We start from the raw sequence: 19,593 nt of genomic DNA, 5'->3' as shown, positions 1-19,593 counted from the left end.
ACCCGGCCCTGGCCGTCCACCACCGCCATCGCGTCGCTGCCCATCTTGCAGGTGCAGGACGGGTGGTAGGCGGTTTCCGCGTGTTCACGGACGAAGGCGTCCAGCTGTTCGTCGCTCTGCACCTCGACGCCTGGGCTTATCTCGCGGCCGCGGTACGGGTCGAGCGCCGGCTGCGCCATGATCTCGCGGGTGATGCGGATGGCGTCGCGGAACTCCTGCCAGTCCTGCTCGCTGGACATGTAGTTGAAGAGGATGCTCGGGTGCTCGTGCGGGTCCCTGGACTTCACTTGCACGCGGCCGCGGCTGGGCGAGCGCATCGAGCCGACGTGGGCCTGGAAGCCGTGCTCTTCCACCGCGTTGCTGCCGTTGTAATTGATCGCCACCGGCAGGAAGTGGTACTGGATGTTCGGCCACTCGAACTCCTCGCGGCTGCGGATGAAGCCGCCGGCCTCGAACTGGTTGCTGGCGCCGATGCCGCTGCCGGCGAACAGCCACTGCGCGCCGATCGCCGGCTGGTTGTACCACTTGAGGGCCGGATACAGCGAAACCGGCAGGGTGCAGCTGTATTGCAGGTACATCTCCAGATGGTCCTGGAGGTTCTCGCCGACGCCCGGCAATGCGTGCACCAGCTCAATGCCAAGGCGTTGCAGCAGGTCGGCCGGGCCGACGCCGGAACGCTGGAGAATCTGCGGCGAGGCGATGGCGCCGCCGCACAGCAGCACTTCGCGGTTCGCCCGCACGCTGACCGCTTCCTTCAGGTGGCCCCTCTGGTAGCTGACGCCCACGGCGCGCGTGCCCTCGAAGAGGATGCGGTCGGTCATGGCGTGGGTGACGATGGTCAGGTTGGGGCGCGATTTGGCCTGGTCGAGGTAGCCGCGTGCGGTGCTGGCGCGGCGGCCGTTCGGCGTGACGGTGCGGTCCATCGGGCCGAAGCCTTCCTGCTGATAGCCGTTGAGGTCGTCGGTGCGCGGGTAACCGGCTTCCACGCCGGCCTGGATCATCGCCTCGAATAGCGGGTTGTTGCCCGCTTTCGGCGTGGTCACGCTGACCGGGCCGTCGCCGCCGTGGAAGTCGTTGGCGCCCGTGTCGCGGCTCTCCGCCTTGCGGAAATACGGCAGGCAGTCCTGGTAGGTCCAGTCTTCCAGGCCCGGTTCCTTCGCCCAGTTGTCGAAGTCCATCGCGTTGCCGCGGATGTAGCACATGCCGTTGATCAGCGACGATCCGCCCAGCCCCTTGCCACGGCCGCACTCCATGCGGCGGTTGTTCATGTGAGGCTCGGGATCGGTCAGGTAGGCCCAGTTGTAGCGCCGACCCTGCAACGGGAAGGCGAGGGCGGCGGGCATCTGCGTGCGGAAGTCCATCCGGTAGTCGGGACCGCCGGCTTCCAGCAGCAGCACGCTGACGTCGCGGTCTTCGCTCAGGCGCGCCGCGAGGACGTTACCGGCCGAGCCGGCGCCGATGATGATGTAGTCGTACTGCATGAAACCTCCTTTCGCATTGTTCGTGTCGGTTGGCCCCGCGGGGCCGGCAGGCGTTCAGAACACCGAGGCGAAATCGCCCAGCTCGACCTGCACCGATTTGATCTGCGTGTAGTGTTCCAGCGTGGCGACGCCGTTCTCGCGGCCGACGCCGGAGTGCTTGTAGCCGCCCACCGGCATTTCCGGCGCGGATTCGCCCCAGGTGTTGATCCAGCAGATGCCGGCCTGCAAGCGGTGGATCACCCGGTGCGCGCGGGCCAGGTCACGGGTCACCAGGCCGGCGGCGAGGCCGTAATCGGTGTCGTTGGCGCGGCGGATGACCTCCTCTTCGCTGTCGTAGGTGAGGATGCTCATCACCGGGCCGAAGATTTCCTCGCGGACGATCTGCATGTCGTCCGTGCAGTCGCTGAACACCGTGGGCGCGACGAACGCGCCCCTGGCCAGTTCGCCTTCCGTCATACGTCCGCCGCCGATCAGCAGGCGCGCGCCTTCGCGCTTGCCGCTCTCGATGTAGCGCAGCACCGACTCCATGTGCGCGAAGCTCACCAGCGGGCCGAAGTTGACGCGGGCATCCAGCGGGTCGCCGAGGCGGATGCGCTTCACCCGCTCCACCACCCTGGCCTCGAACACCGACTGCAGCGCACGCGGTACGAAGACCCGCGTGCCGTTGGTGCAGACCTGCCCGGAGCTGTAGAAGTTGGCCATCAGCGCGATGTCGGCGGCGCGGTCGAGGTCGGCATCCTCGAAGACGATCAGCGGCGACTTGCCGCCCAGCTCCATGGTCACTTCCTTGAGCGTCGAGGCCGAGGCGCTGGCCATCACCTTCTTGCCGGTGACGACACCGCCGGTGAAGGAGACCTTGGCGATTCCCGGATGCTCGGCGAGCGCCTGGCCGACCTCGGCGCCGCTGCCGGTGAGCACGTTGAACACGCCATCCGGCAGGCCCGCTTCGCTGTAGATCTCGGCTAGCTTGAGCGCCGTCAGCGAGGTGACTTCGCTGGGCTTGAAGATCATCGCGTTACCGGCCGCCAGGGCCGGCGCGGATTTCCATAGCGCGATCTGGATCGGGTAGTTCCAGGCGCCGATCCCGGCGACCACGCCCAGCGGCTCGCGGCGGGTGTAGACGAAGGAACCCTCGCGCAGCGGAACCTGCAGGCCCTCGAGGGCCGGGATCAGCCCGGCGTAGTACTCCAGCACGTCGGCGCCGGTGACGATGTCCACCGCGGTGGTTTCCGAAAGCGCCTTGCCGGTGTCGAGGGTTTCCAGTTCGGCCAGCGCATCGTTGCGCTCGCGCAGCAGGTCGACGGCGCGGCGCAGGATGCGCGAGCGCTGCATCGCGGTCATGGCCGCCCAGACCTTCTGCCCGCGCTGCGCGGCCTCGACGGCGCGGTCGACGTCCGCGCGCGTCGCCGCCTGCAGTTCGGCGATCACCTCGCCGTTGGCCGGGTTGATGGCCTCGAAGGTCTCGCTACCGCTGCTGCTCTGATAGCGACCGTCGATGTGGAGTTGTTGCACGCCAAAGCGGGACATGAAGGCTCCTCTCATGGGTGGATTGCTGGTCGCAGGGCGCGCCGTGCGCCGCAGCGAATGCGGTGTTGCCCGGCGGTGCGCATGGCGCACCCTACGGTTTAGGTGTCGCGGTAGGGTGCGCCGCGCGCACCAGGGAATGCGCGGATGCCCGGCGGTGCGCGTGGCGCACCCTACGGTTTCGGTGTGCGGTAGGGTGCGCCGCGCGCACCAGGGAGTGCGCGGTTGCCCGGCGGTGCGCATGGCGCACCCTACGGTTTCGGTGTCGCGGTAGGGTGCGCCGTGCGCACCAGGGAGTGCGCGGTTGCCCGGCGGTGCGCATGGCGCACCCTACGGTTTCGGTGTCGCGGTAGGGTGCGCTGTGCGCACCAGGGAATGCGCGGGTGCCCGGCGGTGCGCATGGCGCACCCTACGATTGCGAGGCGATGTAGCGATCGACTATCAGCAGAGCCTGCGACAGGTCGAAGGGTTCACCGCTGAGTACGCTGCGCAGCCACAATCCGTCGATCAGGCCGGCCAGGCCCTGCGCCGCCAGGCGCGCCTCGTCGCGCGGCAGGAAGCGGCGGAACTCGTAGCAAAGGTTCGAGTACAACCGGCGGCTATTCACCTGCTGCAGCCGGTACAGCTGCGGGTGATGCATGCTGCTGGCCCAGAACGCCAGCCAGGTCTTCATCGCCGCGGCGTTGGTCTGGCTGTCGTCGAAGTTGGCCAGGGCGATCGCCCGCAGGCGGGCCTGGGGCGAGCGGTCGGCGAGGGCGTCGAGACGCGTGCGCACGGCGCTGCCCAGATGCGTCAGCAGGTAGCGCATGGTCGCTTCGAGCAGGCCGTTCTTGTCGCTGAAATAGTGGCTGATGATGCCGTTGGACACGCCGGCGCGGCGCGCGATCTGCGAGATCGACGCCTCGTGCATGCCCACCTCGTTGACGGCGGCGAGCGTCGCTTCGATCAACTGCTGCCGGCGTATCGGCTGCATTCCCACTTTCGGCATGTGCGTCTCCTGGCACGGCGTTTCGGGTGGCCGGGCGTGTTCTGCGGACGCGGCGGCCGATGGCATCACCCCTTCAATCTAATCGTTTTTAATTGAACGTTCAATCAATAAAAAGTATATTTTACCTCCGCCGCAGCGCCGATCCGCGCGACGTCCTGCCCGCCGCCGCCTGCTTCGCGCCTGAACGAAGCGGCCGACGAGACGTCTATCTTCCGGGCTCGACAGCCCGGTAATCGCGGCTCAGGCCCCTCTCCGGCGCCGGAGGCCACCGGCGGGCCACGCCGGACACGGATCGCGCTGCGACTCATCCAAGGGACCTTCCAGGGGAAAACATGCCTTCGACCGACCTCCAGACGAAACCCAGAGACTCGCTCAACAAGGTGGTCTTCTTCACCGCCGCGGGGCTGATCCTCGCCTTCACGCTGATGACCGTGTTCTTCACCGAGGTGTCGGGGCGAACCATCAGCGCGGTGCTGAGCTGGGTGTCGTCCACCTTCGGCTGGTACTACCTGCTGGCGGCCACGCTCTACATCGTCTTCGTGCTCTTCGTGGCGACCTCGCGCTTCGGCGCCATCAAGCTCGGCCCGGAGCAGTCCAAACCCGAATTCAGCCTGCTCAGCTGGTCGGCGATGCTGTTCGCCGCCGGCATCGGCATCGACCTGATATTCTTCTCGGTGGCCGAGCCGGTGACCCAGTACATGCTGCCGCCCGAAGGCGAGGGGCAGACGGTGGAGGCGGCGCGCCAGGCGATGGTCTGGACGCTGTTCCACTACGGCCTGACGGGCTGGTCGATGTATGCGCTGATGGGCATCGCGCTCGGCTACTTCAGTTACCGCTACAACCTGCCGCTGACCGTCCGCTCCTCGCTCTACCCGATCTTCGGCAAGCGCATCGACGGGCCGATCGGCCACAGCGTCGACATCGCCGCGGTGGTCGGCACCATCTTCGGTATCGCCACCACCCTGGGCATCGGCGTGGTGCAGCTGAACTACGGACTGAAGGTGCTCTTCGACCTGCCGGAAAACCTCACGGTGCAGGGCGCGCTGATCCTGCTGTCGGTGGTGATGGCGACGATCTCGGTCACCTCCGGGGTGAACAAGGGGATCCGTATCCTTTCCGAACTCAACGTGCTGCTGGCGCTGGGGCTGCTGCTGTTCCTGCTGTTCTTCGGCCACACCGAGTTCCTGCTCAACGCGCTGGTGCTGAACATCGGCGACTACGTCAACCGCTTCCTCGGCATGACGCTGAACAGCTTCGCCTTCGACCGGCCGACCGAGTGGATGAACAGCTGGACGCTGTTCTTCTGGGCCTGGTGGGTGGCCTGGGCGCCCTTCGTCGGGCTGTTCCTGGCGCGCATCTCGCGCGGGCGGACGATTCGCCAGTTCGTCCTTGGCACGCTGATCATCCCGTTCGTGTTCACCCTGCTGTGGCTGTCGATCTTCGGTAACAGCGCGCTGTACCAGATCCTCCACGGCAACCTCGACTTCGCCAACGAAGTCATCGCCCACCCGGAGCGCGGCGTCTACAGCCTGCTGGCGCAGTATCCGGGCTTCACCCTCAGCGCCTCGGTGGCGACCATCACCGGGCTGCTGTTCTACGTGACCTCGGCGGATTCCGGCTCGCTGGTGCTGGGCAACTTCACCTCGCGGCTCGCCGACATCAACAGCGACGCGCCCAACTGGCTGCGCATCTTCTGGTCGGTGACCATCGGCCTGCTTACCCTGGGCATGCTGATGACCGACGGCATCACCGCGCTGCAGAACACCACGGTGATCATGGGCCTGCCCTTCAGCTTCGTGATGTTCTTCGTGATGGCCGGGCTGTACAAATCGCTGCGCCTGGAGGATTACCGCAAGGCCAGCAACCTGCAGCCGCTCGCCAGCATGTCGGTGGACGCCTCGCTGAACTGGAAGCAGCGCCTGTCGCGGGTGATGCATTTCCCCGGCACCTCGCACACGCAGAAGATGCTCGACAGCGTCTGCCGCCCGGCGATGCAGGAAGTGGCGCAGGAGCTGGAACTGCGCGGCGCCAAGGTGCAGTTCTCCGAACATCCGCCGACCGGCGACGAGAAACTCAGCCACCTGGAGCTGCTGGTGCTGCTGGGCGACGAGCAGAACTTCGTCTACCAGATCTGGCCGCAGGAATACGTGGTGCCGGGCTTCACCTATCGCGCCCGCGCTGGCAAGTCGCATTACTTCCGCCTGGAGACCTTCCTGCGCGAAGGCACCCAGGGCAACGACCTGATGGACTACAGCAAGAACCAGGTGATCAACGACATTCTCGACCACTACGAGCGCCACCTGAACTTCCTGCACATCTACCGCGAGGCACCGGGCAACGCGCTGACCTTCCCGGAGTGAAGGCGGGCCAGGGCCTGCGCGTTCGTTCAGGGCCCCGCAGGCCTCGGCACTGGAAGCCGGCGGCTCACAACCAGATGGGCACGATCGAGGCGACCAGCAGCGCACCCAGGGACATGTTGAGGATGCGCCACTGCGCCTCGGTCTTCAGGGCGCGCGCCAGGACCACGCCGGCCACGCACCAGATCGCCAGCGAGATCAGCGAAAACACCGCGAACACCAGACCGAGCAGCAGCGCCAGCGTCTCCGGGCTGCGGGTCAGCGCGGCGAACGAGGCGGCTGCGCTGAGGGTCATCGCCCAGGCCTTGGGGTTCTGCCAGAGCAGCCATACGCCGGTGAGAAACCGCGACGGTTTCTCCGTGGCGGCGGCCGTGCCGGGCGCCCCGCGACGGGCGATCTGCAGCGCCAGCCAGAGCAGGTAGGCCGTGCCCACCAGCTTCATCGCCAGTTGCAGCGACGGCAGCGCCAGGATCAGCCCGCCCAGGCCCGCCGCGGCGGCAGCGGCCATGCTCGCCAGGCCGAACGAGATGCCCGACAACAGCGGAAACGAGCGCCACCAGCCGAAGTTGGCGCCCGAAGCCGTGGCCAGGGTGGTCGCCCCGCCCGGGCTGATGGTGGAGACCAGGGCGAACAGGAGCAGCGGAAGCAGCGCGTCGAGCATGATGGAATATCCGTGAGAGGGCTCGACTTGATAGCGAATTGCCCTCTAGCATGGAAACTAATATTCGTAATCCGCTGGATTAGAGACCCTAATGGCAAAGGCAGTGCGTATGCTCGATCTGGTGCTGTTGCGAACCTTCGTCGTGGTGGCTGACCAACGCAGCATGACGGCCGCCGCCAACGCGCTGCACCTCACCCAGGGCGCGGTCAGCCAGCAGGTGAGGAAGCTCGAGGACCTGCTCGGCGGCTCGCTGCTGGTTCGCCAGCGCGGCGGTATCCAGCTCGCGCCCCTGGGCGAGCGGCTGATCGCCAGGGCCCGGCAGATCCTCGCGCTGAACGATCAGCTCTGGGCGGACCTGCAAGGCGATGCGGTGCAGGGCAGCGTGCGTCTCGGCGCGCCTTACGACCTCGCCGGCGCCTGGATAGCGCCGGCGATCAAGTCGTTCATGGAGGCCTATCCGCAGGTCGATTTGTCGCTCACCTGTGGCTCCTCCACGGAGCTGAAGAGCGCCATCGCCAGCGGCTCGCTGGACCTGGCCGTCGTCGAGGAGAGCGTCGAGGCGGCCAGCGGCGAATGCCTGTCCCTCGAACGCCTGGTCTGGGCCGGCGCGAAGGGCGGTTCGGCGTACCTGAAAACCCCGCTGCCGGTGTCCATGGTGGCCGAGACCTGCGCCTTCCGCGCGCCGGTGATCGCGGCGTTGCAGGCGCAGGACCGGCCATGGAAGACGCTGTTCGAGAACGGCAACCTCGAGGCGACGGTGGCGATGGTCAGCAGCGACCTGGCGGTGTCTGTGTGGCTGCAATCCACCGTGCCGGCCGCCCTGGACATCCTTCCCGCCGAGGCGCTATTGCCCGAGCTTCCGCCGGTCGCCATCTCGCTGCAGCGCTCCAAGGGCAGTGCCAGCGCGGCGTCGAACGAGCTGGTTCGTCACCTGCGCCTGCACCTCGCGTGCCCCTGAGCGGGCCGCGCCGGGTTCAGCCATCGATGCCCGCGATGGGTTTGCGCATGCGCACCGAATAACGCAGCCGGGCGTGGGCGTCGTAGCCGTCCGCCTTGCTGTAGAGGGCGTCCTGGTCCACGGTTTCCACCGCCAGCCCATGGCGTTCGCCCAGTTCGTGCCAGAAGCTGCGGCGCAGGAAGGCGTTGCCCGAAGGGCGGTGCTCGCTGCGGTAGCTGCCCAGGCGTTCCGGGTCGTTGAGCAGGCCGATGTAGATCAGCCCGCCGGGACGGGCCAGGCGGACCATCTCCAGGGCGGCCCGCTCGCACGCCGCCCGCGACGGCAGGTAGAGGAACACCGCGTTGGAGACCACCTTGTCGTAGTGATTGGCGGTCGCGCGGGAGAGGTCCTGCATGTCGCCCACCCAGAACTCGCCTGCAATCGGGACCGGGCGATCCTGATCAGCTCCGCTGACAAATCCATGCCGTCGATCTCGATCTGCCAGTGCGCCTGCAAGGCGTGGAGGAAGGCGCCGGAGCCGCAGCCCGCCTCGAACACCCGGTCGCCGTCCTGCACGCCGATGAAGCGCGCGCAGCTCTGGCAAAAGGCCTGCCAGTCGCTGCGCGAGAACAGGCCCCAGTTGTTCAGTTCGTGCAGGTCGCTTCGCTCGTTGTCCCTGGCCAGCTCGTCGTACTGGGCGGCGACCGCCGAGACCGGCGGGGGCGGGGCGAGCAACTGGCGCCGCGCAAGGATTTCGGCAGCCAGCGGATGGCCCGCCAGCTCTGCCAACCACGCCAGCCGCTCCTCAGGTTCCAGCCGCTCCCAGTGGTCGCCGTGCGCCGGATTCCTGAGGTCGAGCAGTTCGAAGTGCCGCGTCAGGTCGTGGTAGATCAGCAGCCAGTGCTGGCGACTCAGGGCGAAGGGTTCGCAGGCCCATTGGCGGAACGCGCTGGTGTTGTGCATCAGCAAGGTCCTGCCGGCGGCGATGGGCGCCAGCAGGCTTTGTCCCGAGCCCAGGCGCTGGCGGGTTTCGAGGTCGACGCCGAACAGTTGCAGCAACGTCGGGTACAGGTCGATATGGCTCACGGTGACCTCAACGTTGGCCCGCAACTGCCGGCATTGCGCGTCGTCGAGGGCGTTGGCCGGCCAGCGCAGCCAGAACGGCACCGACAGGTTGTCGAGGTCCAACTGGTCGAGGCGCAGCGGCATGCGCCGCGCCTGCTGGCGGTCGTAGCGCTCCGGCGTCTCGCCGTGGTCGGCGGTGAAGGCGATCAGCGTGTTGTCCAGCTGGCCGCTGGCCGAGAGGCTGTCCAGCAGCTCGCCCAGGCAGGCGTCGAAGAGGCGCAGCGCGTCGAGGTAGTCGGCGAGCGCCGAGGGCGTACGCGTCGGCCGGTCGCCGCCCTGGGGGCTGAACGGCGCGTGCAGCATGTTGTAGTTGACTACCGAGAAGAACGGCGCGGCGCAGCGGGGCAGTTCGGCCGTCAGGTAGCGGTTCAGTACGCGATCATCCATCGCCATGTCGTTCACGGCCGGCTCGCCGAGCACCTCGCGGTAAACGGCACGGTCCAGCGAGGGGCCTATCAGGAAGGCCTCGAGGCCGCACCAGTCGAGGCTTTGCGAGCTGTAGAACGAGGTGTGGTAGCCCCGCGACTTGGCGACATCCCAGAGCAGCGGCGTGCGGTGGAAACGCTCCCAGGATTGCTCGGGCGACAGGCCGGTGAAGAGGCTGGCATAGGCGATGTCGCTGCTCGATGAGTTGGCCAGCGCCTGGGGAAAGTCGACCAGCCGCCCCGAGGCGATCTCCTGCCGGACGAAGGCCTGGTACCGTGGCGTCGCCTCCCGCCCGGCCGGGCTTTCCAGCACGCGCCTGGACAGGCTCTAGCAGACGATCAGCAGCACGTTAGGCCGGGTTGAGCTGAAGGGCCCGGCGGCGAGGCGGCGGGGGATTTCCTCGCGCTGCGCTGCCGCCAGCCCGGCGACCCGTTCAGGTTCGCGGCGGCTTTTCCACCAGGCCAGGATCAGGTTGGGCACCGGCAGCCTGGGCGACCCGCGACGCAGCGACAGGCCGTTCACGCCCAGGTAGCCGGCCCAGAGGGCGACGAGGAGACCACCGGATACGGCGAACGCTGGGCCGGTGGCCGCCAGCAGGCAGGCGACCAGCACGGCCAGCAGGAGCAGCCCGTCGCGCGCGCCGAGTTCCTGGCGCAGCAGCAACTTCGCATTGGCCGGTTCGCGCCGGGCGAAGCGCAGTGCATCGGCATCCACAGGCCAGCCCAGTCGGGCGTAGAAGGCGCGATCCAGCGCGACCGCCACGCCATAGGCCAGCGCCAGGGGCAGCCAGAGCAGGCTGGGCGTGACCAGGCCCAGCACTTCGAGGGCGGCGAACTCCAGCAGCGCACGCCTTCGCGGCAGGCGACGCGGCCAGAGCGCCAGGGCCAGCATCAGGCAGGGAAAAACGGAGCGTGCCACGAGGGCAATCGCAACGGTGGAATCAGGACTCTGCATGGATCACGCGACGGCTCTGGGTGGGCGGCGAAGGTCCGGTAGGCCGACGGAATCGGCAGCGGGCGCCCGGCAGTCGTTCTGCCGCCGGTTTCTCGAAGTTGAGTAGCCAGCGTCAGCCTGTCTGCGGGGAGGGCGCCTGCCGAGGACGGAATCGCACTCCGGCGCGGGGCGTTTCCCCGCGCGAAAAGGCCGGTGAGTGTGGCGGTTTTCCCGGCCCTGTCAAAGGCAAATCGGCACTGGCGGGCGAGCTGCCGGGAAGGCGCCGATGCGCGGGCGGCGAACGCTAGAGCATGCGTTTGAGCACGCTGTCCCGCAGGTAGAAGTGATGCCAGAGCGCGGCGGCGATGTGCAGGCCGATGACGTAGTAGAACGCTTCACCGAGGAAGACATGGGCGGCTTCGATGTTCTCCGCCATCGCCTTGTCCAGCGCGAAGGGCGAAGCGAGGGTGAGGCCGCCCAGCGGAATACCGCCTCGCTCCAGCAGCACGACCATCAGGCCCATCAGCGGCTGTACCAGCAGGAAGCCGTAGAGCGCCAGGTGAGTCACCTTGGAGAGCAGTTGCATAAGCGGCGCAAGCGGTGGCTGCAGCGGCGGCACCGGGGAGCGCAGGCGCGCGAGCAGCCTGGGCAGGACGAGCGCCAGAACCAGCAGGCCGATCCAGAAATGCCCCTGGACGAACAGGGTTCTCGGCGTGCTGCCCTTGGGAAACCAGCCGCGGCAATTGATCAGGATGTACGCCAGGATCACCAGCCCGGCCATCACCCAGTGCAACCACCGGGAGGTGCGGGCATAGCGGGCGGGAACCGGGGTGTCGGCGGCCCGCGGATGATTGACGGTGGAACGGGTGAGATCGGCCATATGCCCCTCGTGAGTAAATGGCCACCCGAGTGGCCGTTGGTTGCGAGAAGTATCCCGGGCCTGGCTTAACGGAGTCTGAAGCTCGGCTGCGTTTGTCCTGGCCGCGTCAGCTGCTGCGCGGGATCGACAGGGTGGCGAGCAGCCCGCCTTGCGCGTGGTTTTCCAGTGCGATGCTGCCGCCCAGACGTTTGGCGATCATCTCCACGATCGACAGCCCGAGGCCTGCGCCATTGGGGTTGTCGCGACTGTAGAAACGCTCGAAGAGGCGTTCCATCTTTGCCTCGTCGATACCCGGCCCCCGGTCACGCACGCTCAGCACGAAGCGGTCGCCACCGGCCTCCGCGAGCTGCACGGTGACCTCGCCACCGGCGGGCGAGAAGTTGGCCGCATTGGTCACCAGGTTCTGCAGGGCGATGCCTATGGCTTGCGCGTCGCTGCGGGTTTCGTAGCGGCCGGCGGCCACCTCCAGGGACAGCTCGAGCCCCTTGTCCAGCAGCAGTGGGGTGAGTTCGGCCAGGGTCTTGCGCACCTCGCTCTCGATGTTTACATGCTGCCAGCCCTGGCGCGCCGTCTCGGGCTCCACCCTCGCCATCGTCAGCAGCTGGTTGACCACCCGGGTCAGGCGGTCCACGCCGCCCAGCAGGAAGCGCAAGGCCTGCTCGCGGGTTTCATCGTCCTGCGCCTCCAGGGCGTTCTGCACATGGATGCGCAGGATCGCCAGCGGCGTGCGCATTTCATGGGCCACATCGCCGATGAAGCGCCGTTCGCGTTGCAGGAGGTGGCCGACCTGCGACAGCAGCCGGTTCAGCGCGGCCTGCATCGGTTCCAGTTCCCGGGGCAGCGGAGTCAGCAGCAGCGGCTCCAGCGACTCGGCGTGCCGGCCGCGAATGACCTGTGCCATGTTCTGCAACGGCCGGAGCCCCCAGCCGACGGCCTGCCAGACCAGTACCGCGAGCAGGACCAGGCCGATCAGGTTGGGAATCAGCGTGTGCCGCACGATCCGGTCGACCAGGTCCTGGCGGACATCGTCGCGCTCGCCGACCCAGATGCGCAGGCCGCGTTTCTCGTCCGGCAGCAGGAAACCGTGCCAGCCGACTCCCTGGATGCTCACTTCGGCGAACCCCGGGACGCCCGGCACCTCATCGAACACCGGCGCGCTGGCCGAGCGCACCAGGCTCTTGCCCTGCAGGTCCCAGACCTGGAAGGCCATCTTGCCTTCGTAGGGATGGCCGACCCTGTGCCGCCCCGCCTGGCTCAGCGCGGTGTTGAAGGCCTCGTAGAGCTGCTGTCGCTGCTCGTCGGGCAACGGCATCTGCACGATGCCCTGCAGCAGTCGGGCGCTCTGCGCCAGCTGGGCGTCGTAGATCTCGGTGATTTCGTGGCTGCTGTCGTGGAAGTTGTAGAGGGTGATGGTCAGGGTGCCGAGGACCAGCAGCGCCAGGACCAGCCACAGGGTGCGATGGCGCAACGAAGTCATCTCAGCCCTCCACCCGATAGCCGATGCCGCGCACGGTGCGGATCAGCTCGGGAAACAGCTTTTTGCGCAGATGGTGAATGTGCACCTCGAGGGTGTTGCTTTCGGCTTCCTCGTCCCAGCCGTACAGCAGCTGGGTGAGGCGCTCGCGGGTAAACACCTTGCCGGGTTGCGACAACAGCTCGTGCAACAGCGTGTATTCCCGGGGCGTGAGAACCACCGGCGCGTCGCGGTAGCGCACCTGCTGGGTGGTGGGGTCGAGGCTGATCCCCGCATGCTCGATCACCACCTGGGCACGCCCGCTACTGCGGCGCAGCAGCGCGCGCAGGCGGGCCTTGAGTTCATTGAGGTCGAAGGGCTTGACCAGGTAGTCGTCCGCGCCGGCATCCAGGCCAGCGATGCGGTCCTCGGTATCGTCCCGCGCCGTGAGGATGAGCACCGGCAGGGTGCTGGCCTGCTGGCGGATCTGCTGCAACACCTGGATGCCGCCGAGGCGGGGCAAGCCCAAGTCCAGGACCAGCAGGTCGAAGGATTCGCTGAGCAGCGCATGCACCGCGCTGACGCCATCCTGCAGCCAGTCCACGGTGTAACCCTCTGCGCGCAAACCGGCGCGTACGCCCTCACCGAGGGCGGTGTCATCTTCCACGAGCAGCAAACGCATGGGCATCCTTACGGGCTGGGCAATCAGTCGAGCTTGGGCTCGATTTCCTTGAGTAAAGCATCGATATCGCGGCGCCGGCCTTCGTCGGCCAGTTCGCGGCCTGGCCTGGGCGCTGCCTGTCTGGCCTGGAGCAGTGCGGCCTTGGCCTCGGCGTATTGTCCTTCGCGGTACAGATGATCGCCCCAGAAGTACAGGCTGTCGATCCCGTTCGGATTGATGCGCAGGGCGTCATGCAGCAACGCGTCCGCCTTGTCGACATCGCCGAAACCGATGGGCCAGCGCGGTACGCGGTCATACAAGGCGGCGAGGCTGGTGTAGGCCGAACCTTGCAACGCCGTCGGCTCCAGTTCCAGCGCTTTTTCCAGCATCGCCTTCGACTGCTTGGCTTTGCCCAGCGCGCCCAGACCCCCTTCGGCACCGGCCCAGCTGCTCACCACGATGCCGTTCCATATCCAGGCCTCGGCGGCGGCCGGTCGTTCCTGAGTGAATGCCTGCGCCTGCGCGGCAAGCTTCTCGAACTCGGCCGCCTTCTGTTTTTCCGGCGTGTTGTACTGCACCTCCGCCCAACGCTGCTGGATGCTTAGCAGGCGCTGGCTGTCGGCCTGATCGAGGGCCCAGGCCGAGGTCTGGCCAAGCAGGCACAGCAGGGCGGCGAGGGTGGTGAGCGAGCCCGTTTTCATCGTGGGGGATTCTCCTGCAATTGAATGAAACTGCGAATGACCGGCAGCTGTTTGCGCAGGGCGCGGTCGACGACACCGGGCAGAAGCCCATTCAGGCGGACGAAGAGTTTCTCCGGCCAGCCCAGGTACAACTCGTTGAGGTTCTTGCGAATGGCGCCCATGACTTCGCGGGCCACGCCGTGCGGCTCGTCGACGCTGGTCTTGAGCGCTTCGTTGAGGGCCATGGCGGCGCTGCTGTTCATGCGGGTGCGGGTGGCGCGGGGCGCCACGTACAACACGTTCACGTCGGTGTCGGCCAGCTCCCGACGCAGCGCTTCGGAAAAACCGCGCAAGGCGAACTTGCTCGCGCAGTACACGGCATAGCCGGGGTAGCCGATGGAGCCGTAGGTGGACCCCAGGTTGACCACCAGCGCATGCGACTGGCTGCGCAGAATCGGCAGCAGGGCGCGCGTCAGCTGCAGGCTGGCGACCAGGTTGACCGCCAGCATGTCGGCGATTTCCGCATCGTCGAGTTGCTCGAGCAGGGCGAAACGGTTGACCCCGGCACCGTTCAGCAGGAGGTTCACGCCTCCCAGGTGGCGCGCCGCCTCGACGATGGCCTGCCGGCCGGCGCTGGTGCGCAGGTCGGCACTGACCTGATGCAGTTGCAGCGGATAGCGTGCCACCAACGCCGCCAGGGCGTCGGGCTGACGGCTCACCGCCAGCACCTGCGCGCCGCCCTCGCAGAGCTGCTCCACCAGCGCCAGGCCGATGCCGCCCGTGGCGCCGGTGAGAACCACCCGGCAGTCAGACAGCTGCATGCCGCACCTCGGTGGCCGTCGGCCGCGATTGGCTACGTGGAAGGCCGCGGAACATCTCGCTGTAGAGGTGGTAGACGACCTTGCTGGCGTGGATCACCGCCTTCTTGTCCTCGGGGTCCTCCAGTCGGTTCATCAGCGCGCGGTAGGTGTCCATGTGGCCGATGTCCAGCGCGCCATGGGAGGACAGGTAGCTGAAGGCGCTGTCCGGCAATTCCAGCCGTTTTTGCAGGGTACTGGCCGCCTGGGTGGCCAGGGCGATGCTGGTGCCCTCCAGCACGTTGACCATGCCGAACAGACCGACCGGGTTGCCCCGCGCGATCAGGTCATAGAGATAACCGACCATCAGCTCGATCGCCATCGAGGGTTGTCCGTCGCGCACCGCGTCGGCGTCGCCGCCACAGGCTTTGATGTCATCGAGGATCCACTTCTCGTGGCCATATTCCTCCTCGATGTATTCGCACACCGCGCCCCGCAGCCACTCCAGGCGGGCGGGCAGACGCGCGCCGCAGGTCATCAACAGCGGCACCGTATGGCGGACGTGGTAATAGGCCTGGGTAAGGAATGCCCGGTAGCTTTCCAGGCTGACGTCGCCGGCCAGGGCTTCGCGAATCACCGGCAGGCTGAACAGGGTCTGGCGTTCCTGAGCGGTGGCGGCTTGCAGTTCGTCAAAGAAATTCATGGTGTGACCTCACTGGGTGATGGGTTCTGAAAGAGCGTCGCGGTAGCGCGACAGGATCGCTTCCCGGCGCAGCCGGCCGTTGCTGGTGAGCAGGCCGTTGTCCGGGGTGAAGGGTTCGGGGAGGCGTTGCCAGGCATGCACCTGGGCATAGTCCGGCAGGTGCGCGTTGGCCTGGGCGACGGTCGCGGCCAGCGTCTCGTCGCTGCAGCCGGGGTCCAGCGGCCACAGCAGGGCCATGTTCTGGCGCATGCCTTCGCCGTGCACGAATGCCTGGGCGATGGTGCCGCGCTGGGTCAACTCGGCCTCGACCCAGTCCGGGTTGACGTTGCGGCCGAAGCTGGTGATGAACTGGTGCTTCTTGCGCCCCAGCAGGTACAGGTAACCGTCCGCATCGAACTTGCCGATATCCCCGGTCGGCAGCCAGTCGCCGCTGAAGGGCCGCTCGCCGAGATAGCCCAGCAGGGCGGAGCCGCTGACCAGCACTTCGCCGTCATCCGCCAGCCGCACCGTGACGTGCCGCAACGGCCGCCCGACGCTGCCGGGGCGATCGTGCCCAGGGCGGTTGAGGCAGACCACCGAGACGCACTCGGACAGCCCGTAGCCCTGATACACCGGCAGACCGACCTGGGCGGCGCGTTGCAGCAGATCGTCCGATACCCGCGCGCCGCCCACCGCGACGAAGCGGAATTGCCCGGCGGACAGCTGCTTGCGCTCGATCGCCGTGACCAGGCCGAGCAGCAATTGCGGCACCAGAATCAGGCTCTGCGCGCCGCTGGTTACCAGCGCGCAAAGCAGACGCCGCCATTCCACGCCCGTGGCGCCGTGGATGCCCAGCTGCTTCTGGGAGAATACGGTGACGCTCGCTCCGGCCAGCAGCGCCGCGTAAATGCCCAGGTTCTCCAGCAGCACCGCCATCGGCAGCACCGCCAGGTAGCGTTCCGGCGCGGCCGGGCGGCTTGCGTGCTCCAGCTCCCGTGCTACCCGCAGCAGGGCTTCCGCGCTCAGGCATACGCCCTTGGGGGTGCCGGTGGTGCCCGAGGTGTACGTGATCTTCGCGGTGCCCGCGGGAATGCCCGGATCCGCGCTCTGCGCCCGTCGCCAGAAAGCACCGTCGCGGTGAAAGCCCGCGCGCTGCATGTCGGCGGCCATCGCCTCGTCGGCAATCGCGATGTCCACCTGGCTCTGGTCGAAGCAATGGACGCGCTGGGCCTGGGTGAAGAACGGCGGAAGGGTCACGCAGGGCAAACCGCTGAACAACGCCGCCAGGTCCCAGAGTACGGCTTCGGGGCTGTTGTCCATCACCAGCGCGAACACCTTGCCCACTTGTGCCTCAAGCACGGCGCGGCGCAGCTCGACTCCTTCCCACAGCTGCTGGTAGTCGAAGCGGCTGCTGTCCCCGATCAGGGCATACGTCGACGGCTGGAGGTTCCGGTGGTTCTGCAACTCGGCGTGCAGCGCCGTCAGTTCACGCCGCATGGCAGTGCCGCGCGTCAAAAAAAGGAAAACCCAGGCGTGCCAGCACTCCGCTGCTTTCCAGCTGCTCCAGGCCGAAGCGGATGTCGCCGGCATAGACGTGCGGATGCTGGCTGTAATAGTTCCCCCATGTGTCCTGGTCCGCGCCCAGCCTTTCCGGGTCGGCGTCGCACAGCAGAAGGGGTTCCAGGCCCAGGCGCTGAAAGCTGTTGATCAGCGTCGCGGCGCCGGTGAAAACCACCCATTCCAGCCCGTGACGGGCCAGCAGCCAGGTCATCGCGACGATGATCAGCCGGGCACTGCCGGCGTTGCGCGCCGCGAGGTTGCCGACTTCGACGATGCAGCGGCGCTCCACCGGTTCGCCGGCGATGAGCGAAACGACCTGCTCCATCGGATTTTGCAGGTACTGCTCGATGAACATCGGGCCCGTTCTGCCGAGGCGGGCACCGACGGCGGCGCAGAGTTGGCCCTGGCGGTCGTGCAGGGCCATCAGCTCGGGCATGAAATGATGGATTTCGGCGTTATGCACGGCCGCGAAGCGCTCGCGGATGAACGTCTCGACCGCCTCGCGGCCGGGGTCCTGTTCGCGCGTCAGCGACAACGCCAGCGGACGCTGCAAATCCGCGCCAAAGCTCAACGGAAACACGGTGTTCCACTCGGTATCGATCATCGACATCCTCTCCAGCATTGATTAGCTGGGGGCACTATCGACAACGAACCTTAATGAACTCTGAAGATCGGCCGTGAGGGCGCCTCTGGTCGAGATCGCTGCAGTTGGCAGGGCGACTGAGCCCGCCTTCACGTCCGCCGGCGTCGCTGTCACGAAACTGCCTTGCATCCGGCTTAGCATGCAGTCGGTCGTCTGGATTCGCGACCGTTTGGATTGGCTCCTTTCCATGTGAACACTTTCTCACCTGGCAGCTCGTGCATCGAGCTGCTTTTTTTTGCCTGCGATTCGTCCGCGGGGCCCTTCGCTTCGCTCATTCCTCTGGCGATGCGAGCGGGGTTCTCCACGCCTGGCGCAGGGCATCCAGCGCGCGGCGGATCTCCGCTTCCGGCACGGCGGCGAAGCCGAGGACCAGACCGGCGCGCGCCTCCTGTGGGGCGTCGCTGTCGGGTAGCCAGTAGCGGCTCAGGGCGTTGATTTCCACGCCGACGCGTTCGGCGGCGGCGATCAGCTGGCGTTCGCGGGCCAGGCTGTCAACGCGCACGCAGAGGTGCAGGCCGGCGTCCACCGCCGGCATCGGCGCGCAGCCCGGTATGGCGTCCGGCCAACCGGCCAGCAGGGCGTCGCGGCGGCTGCGGGCGGCGCTGCGCATGCGGCGGATATGGCGCTGGAAATGTCCGGCGGCGATGAACTCCGCCATCACCGCCTGGGTGCCGATTTCCGAGTGGCGCATGTCCAGTGCGCGGCGCCGGGCGAAGGGCTGGGCGAGGTTCGCCGGCAGCACCAGGTAGCCCAGGCGCAGCGCCGGAAAGGTGATCTTGCAGAAGGTGCCGACATAGAGCACACGGCCCTGGCGGTCCAGCGCGGCGAGCGGCGCCAGCGGCGTACCGTTGTAGCGGTACTCGCCGTCGTAGTCGTCCTCGACGATCCAGCCGTCGTGGCGCTCGGCCCAGTCCAGCAGTTCCAGGCGCCGGGCCAGCGAGAGGGTGACGCCGGTGGGGTACTGGTGCGACGGCGTGACGTAGGCCAGGCGACAGTCACCGGCGCGCTCCAGGGCGGCGCAGTCCAGCCCCTCGGCGTCCACCGGGATACCGTGCAAGCGCGCGCCGGCCACGGCGAAGGCATGCCCGGCGGCGCGGTAGCCGGGGTTCTCGATCGCCACGCGGTCGCCGGGGCGCAACAGCAGCTGCGCGCAGAGGCTGATCGCCTGCTGCGCGCCGCAGGTGATGACGATCTGCGCCGGGTCGCAGTGCAGGCCGCGGCTGGTGCGCAGGTAGGCGGCGATCAGTTCGCGCAGTTGCGCATCGCCAGCCGGGTCGCCGTAGCCCAGCCGCGCCGGCGACGGCTTGCGCCAGAAACGCGCGGACAATCGCGCCCAGGTCTCGAAGGGAAACAGGTCGAACGCCGGCACACCGACGCGGAACGCCCGCGGCGCGCCCTGGGGCGGTGGCGACAGGTGATGCTCCGCCAGTTGCCGCAGTGCCGCGCTTGGCGGTGGATCTTCAGTGATCGGCGCCGCCGTGCGCACCGCGCCCACCGGGGCGGCGACGTAGGTGCCATCGCCGACACGGCCCTCGACGTAGCCCTCGGCGTACAACTGGTCGAACGCGCGGGTCACGGTATTGCGCGAGATGCCGAGCAGGGCGGCCAGGTCACGGCTCGCCGGCAGTTTCGTAGCGCCGGGCAGGCGCCCGTCCAGCATGCGCTCGCGCAGGGCCTGGTAGAGCTGGCGGGCGAGGCCCTTGCCGGGTTCCAGGCGGATGCCGGAAAGGTCGAAGGGAAGCGGGACGCCTGGCATGGATTGGCCCTGTCGAAGTCGGCATAAATGGATCTTGGAGAAGGCCAAT

17 protein-coding genes and 2 pseudogenes are annotated in these 19,593 nt (G+C 67.5%); 2 read left to right on the top strand and 17 right to left on the bottom strand.

Going from position 1 to position 19,593, the window contains the following annotated elements; genetic code table 11:
• From betA to betI, 3 genes are all read right to left on the bottom strand, one after another.
• Positions 1 to 1,481, bottom strand: a 1,481-nt coding sequence (betA, locus tag B3E91_RS00515; protein ID WP_287027906.1) for a choline dehydrogenase, incomplete at its 3' end; no start/stop codon positions are given.
• Between the two features lie 54 nt (positions 1,482 to 1,535).
• Positions 1,536 to 3,008, bottom strand: a complete 1,473-nt coding sequence (gene betB, locus B3E91_RS00510) for a betaine-aldehyde dehydrogenase (RefSeq protein WP_287027905.1) — start codon at positions 3,006 to 3,008, stop codon at positions 1,536 to 1,538.
• Positions 3,009 to 3,414: 406 nt separating this feature from the next.
• Positions 3,415 to 3,993 (bottom strand): transcriptional regulator BetI, encoded by a 579-nt coding sequence (betI, locus tag B3E91_RS00505; RefSeq protein WP_287027904.1) that lies wholly within the window; start codon positions 3,991 to 3,993, stop codon positions 3,415 to 3,417.
• A 332-nt stretch (positions 3,994 to 4,325) separates the two neighbouring features.
• Between betI and B3E91_RS00500 the strand changes: the two genes are divergently transcribed.
• The gene (locus B3E91_RS00500) at positions 4,326 to 6,353 is read left to right on the top strand and encodes a choline transporter (RefSeq protein ID WP_287027903.1); all 2,028 of its coding nucleotides are present in this window, start codon (positions 4,326 to 4,328) and stop codon (positions 6,351 to 6,353) included.
• A 64-nt stretch (positions 6,354 to 6,417) separates the two neighbouring features.
• Here the strand turns inward: B3E91_RS00500 and B3E91_RS00495 are convergent, their stop codons facing one another.
• Positions 6,418 to 7,011, bottom strand: coding sequence for a LysE family translocator (locus tag B3E91_RS00495; protein ID WP_273229631.1), 594 nt, complete (start codon positions 7,009 to 7,011; stop codon positions 6,418 to 6,420).
• Between the two features lie 109 nt (positions 7,012 to 7,120).
• Between B3E91_RS00495 and B3E91_RS00490 the strand changes: the two genes are divergently transcribed.
• Positions 7,121 to 7,969 (top strand): LysR family transcriptional regulator, encoded by an 849-nt coding sequence (locus B3E91_RS00490; protein ID WP_287027901.1) that lies wholly within the window; start codon positions 7,121 to 7,123, stop codon positions 7,967 to 7,969.
• 16 nt (positions 7,970 to 7,985) lie between these two features.
• Here the strand turns inward: B3E91_RS00490 and B3E91_RS00485 are convergent, their stop codons facing one another.
• The 13 genes and pseudogenes from B3E91_RS00485 to B3E91_RS00430 form a co-directional block, all read right to left on the bottom strand.
• Positions 7,986 to 8,255: a hypothetical protein gene (locus B3E91_RS00485; protein ID WP_287027899.1), complete on the bottom strand. Its 270-nt coding sequence runs from the start codon at positions 8,253 to 8,255 to the stop codon at positions 7,986 to 7,988.
• A 21-nt stretch (positions 8,256 to 8,276) separates the two neighbouring features.
• Positions 8,277 to 8,363 (bottom strand): annotated as a pseudogene (locus B3E91_RS22135) (hypothetical protein); the annotation flags it as partial.
• A gap of 635 nt (positions 8,364 to 8,998) precedes the next feature.
• Positions 8,999 to 9,811: pseudogene (locus tag B3E91_RS22130) on the bottom strand (sulfatase-like hydrolase/transferase); the annotation flags it as partial.
• A gap of 15 nt (positions 9,812 to 9,826) precedes the next feature.
• Positions 9,827 to 10,417, bottom strand: coding sequence for a hypothetical protein (locus B3E91_RS00475; RefSeq protein WP_287027896.1), 591 nt, complete (start codon positions 10,415 to 10,417; stop codon positions 9,827 to 9,829).
• Positions 10,418 to 10,736: 319 nt separating this feature from the next.
• Positions 10,737 to 11,312 carry a cytochrome b gene (locus tag B3E91_RS00470; protein WP_287027895.1) on the bottom strand — a complete coding sequence of 192 codons (576 nt, stop codon included), beginning with the start codon at positions 11,310 to 11,312 and terminating at the stop codon, positions 10,737 to 10,739.
• 106 nt (positions 11,313 to 11,418) lie between these two features.
• Entirely contained in the window at positions 11,419 to 12,789 is a 1,371-nt protein-coding gene (locus B3E91_RS00465) for a sensor histidine kinase (RefSeq protein ID WP_287027894.1), read from the bottom strand.
• 1 nt (position 12,790) lies between these two features.
• The gene (locus B3E91_RS00460) at positions 12,791 to 13,447 is read right to left on the bottom strand and encodes a response regulator (RefSeq protein ID WP_090231567.1); all 657 of its coding nucleotides are present in this window, start codon (positions 13,445 to 13,447) and stop codon (positions 12,791 to 12,793) included.
• Between the two features lie 23 nt (positions 13,448 to 13,470).
• On the bottom strand, positions 13,471 to 14,127 hold the full coding sequence (locus B3E91_RS00455; protein ID WP_287027893.1) for a hypothetical protein: 657 nt from the start codon (positions 14,125 to 14,127) through the stop codon (positions 13,471 to 13,473).
• On the bottom strand, positions 14,124 to 14,927 hold the full coding sequence (locus B3E91_RS00450) for an SDR family oxidoreductase (protein ID WP_287027892.1): 804 nt from the start codon (positions 14,925 to 14,927) through the stop codon (positions 14,124 to 14,126). Before B3E91_RS00450 ends, B3E91_RS00455 begins: the two co-directional genes overlap by 4 nt.
• Positions 14,914 to 15,606 (bottom strand): TenA family transcriptional regulator, encoded by a 693-nt coding sequence (locus B3E91_RS00445; RefSeq protein ID WP_287027891.1) that lies wholly within the window; start codon positions 15,604 to 15,606, stop codon positions 14,914 to 14,916. The genes B3E91_RS00450 and B3E91_RS00445 overlap by 14 nt, the downstream gene beginning before the upstream one ends.
• A gap of 9 nt (positions 15,607 to 15,615) precedes the next feature.
• On the bottom strand, positions 15,616 to 17,082 hold the full coding sequence (locus B3E91_RS00440) for an AMP-binding protein (protein ID WP_287027890.1): 1,467 nt from the start codon (positions 17,080 to 17,082) through the stop codon (positions 15,616 to 15,618).
• Positions 17,072 to 17,749, bottom strand: coding sequence for a thermostable hemolysin (locus B3E91_RS00435; protein WP_090231571.1), 678 nt, complete (start codon positions 17,747 to 17,749; stop codon positions 17,072 to 17,074). Before B3E91_RS00435 ends, B3E91_RS00440 begins: the two co-directional genes overlap by 11 nt.
• A gap of 310 nt (positions 17,750 to 18,059) precedes the next feature.
• Entirely contained in the window at positions 18,060 to 19,544 is a 1,485-nt protein-coding gene (locus tag B3E91_RS00430) for a PLP-dependent aminotransferase family protein (RefSeq protein ID WP_287027888.1), read from the bottom strand.
• Between the last annotated feature and the right edge of the window lie 49 nt (positions 19,545 to 19,593).

The sequence above is a fragment of the Pseudomonas sp. UBA6310 genome (genome assembly GCF_002438225.1).
Taxonomy (GTDB): domain Bacteria; phylum Pseudomonadota; class Gammaproteobacteria; order Pseudomonadales; family Pseudomonadaceae; genus Pseudomonas_O; species Pseudomonas_O kuykendallii.
Note: the sequence above shows the minus strand (reverse complement) of the source record. Positions and strands in the feature narration are given on the sequence as shown.

Bases quoted from the DNA above. Each gene is read 5' to 3' on its own strand.
- B3E91_RS00465 (WP_287027894.1), bottom strand. From the start codon at position 12,789: ATGACTTCGTTGCGCCATCGCACCCTGTGGCTGGTCCTGGCGCTGCTG.
- B3E91_RS00440 (WP_287027890.1), bottom strand. From the start codon at position 17,082: ATGCGGCGTGAACTGACGGCGCTGCACGCCGAGTTGCAGAACCACCGG.
- B3E91_RS00450 (WP_287027892.1), bottom strand. From the start codon at position 14,927: ATGCAGCTGTCTGACTGCCGGGTGGTTCTCACCGGCGCCACGGGCGGC.
- B3E91_RS00445 (WP_287027891.1), bottom strand. From the start codon at position 15,606: ATGAATTTCTTTGACGAACTGCAAGCCGCCACCGCTCAGGAACGCCAG.
- B3E91_RS00500 (WP_287027903.1), top strand. From the start codon at position 4,326: ATGCCTTCGACCGACCTCCAGACGAAACCCAGAGACTCGCTCAACAAG.
- B3E91_RS00485 (WP_287027899.1), bottom strand. From the start codon at position 8,255: ATGGTCCGCCTGGCCCGTCCCGGCGGGCTGATCTACATCGGCCTGCTC.
- betI (WP_287027904.1), bottom strand. From the start codon at position 3,993: ATGCCGAAAGTGGGAATGCAGCCGATACGCCGGCAGCAGTTGATCGAA.
- B3E91_RS00490 (WP_287027901.1), top strand. From the start codon at position 7,121: ATGCTCGATCTGGTGCTGTTGCGAACCTTCGTCGTGGTGGCTGACCAA.
- B3E91_RS00435 (WP_090231571.1), bottom strand. From the start codon at position 17,749: ATGATCGATACCGAGTGGAACACCGTGTTTCCGTTGAGCTTTGGCGCG.
- B3E91_RS00430 (WP_287027888.1), bottom strand. From the start codon at position 19,544: ATGCCAGGCGTCCCGCTTCCCTTCGACCTTTCCGGCATCCGCCTGGAA.
- B3E91_RS00460 (WP_090231567.1), bottom strand. From the start codon at position 13,447: ATGCGTTTGCTGCTCGTGGAAGATGACACCGCCCTCGGTGAGGGCGTA.
- B3E91_RS00470 (WP_287027895.1), bottom strand. From the start codon at position 11,312: ATGGCCGATCTCACCCGTTCCACCGTCAATCATCCGCGGGCCGCCGAC.
- betB (WP_287027905.1), bottom strand. From the start codon at position 3,008: ATGTCCCGCTTTGGCGTGCAACAACTCCACATCGACGGTCGCTATCAG.
- B3E91_RS00455 (WP_287027893.1), bottom strand. From the start codon at position 14,127: ATGAAAACGGGCTCGCTCACCACCCTCGCCGCCCTGCTGTGCCTGCTT.
- B3E91_RS00495 (WP_273229631.1), bottom strand. From the start codon at position 7,011: ATGCTCGACGCGCTGCTTCCGCTGCTCCTGTTCGCCCTGGTCTCCACC.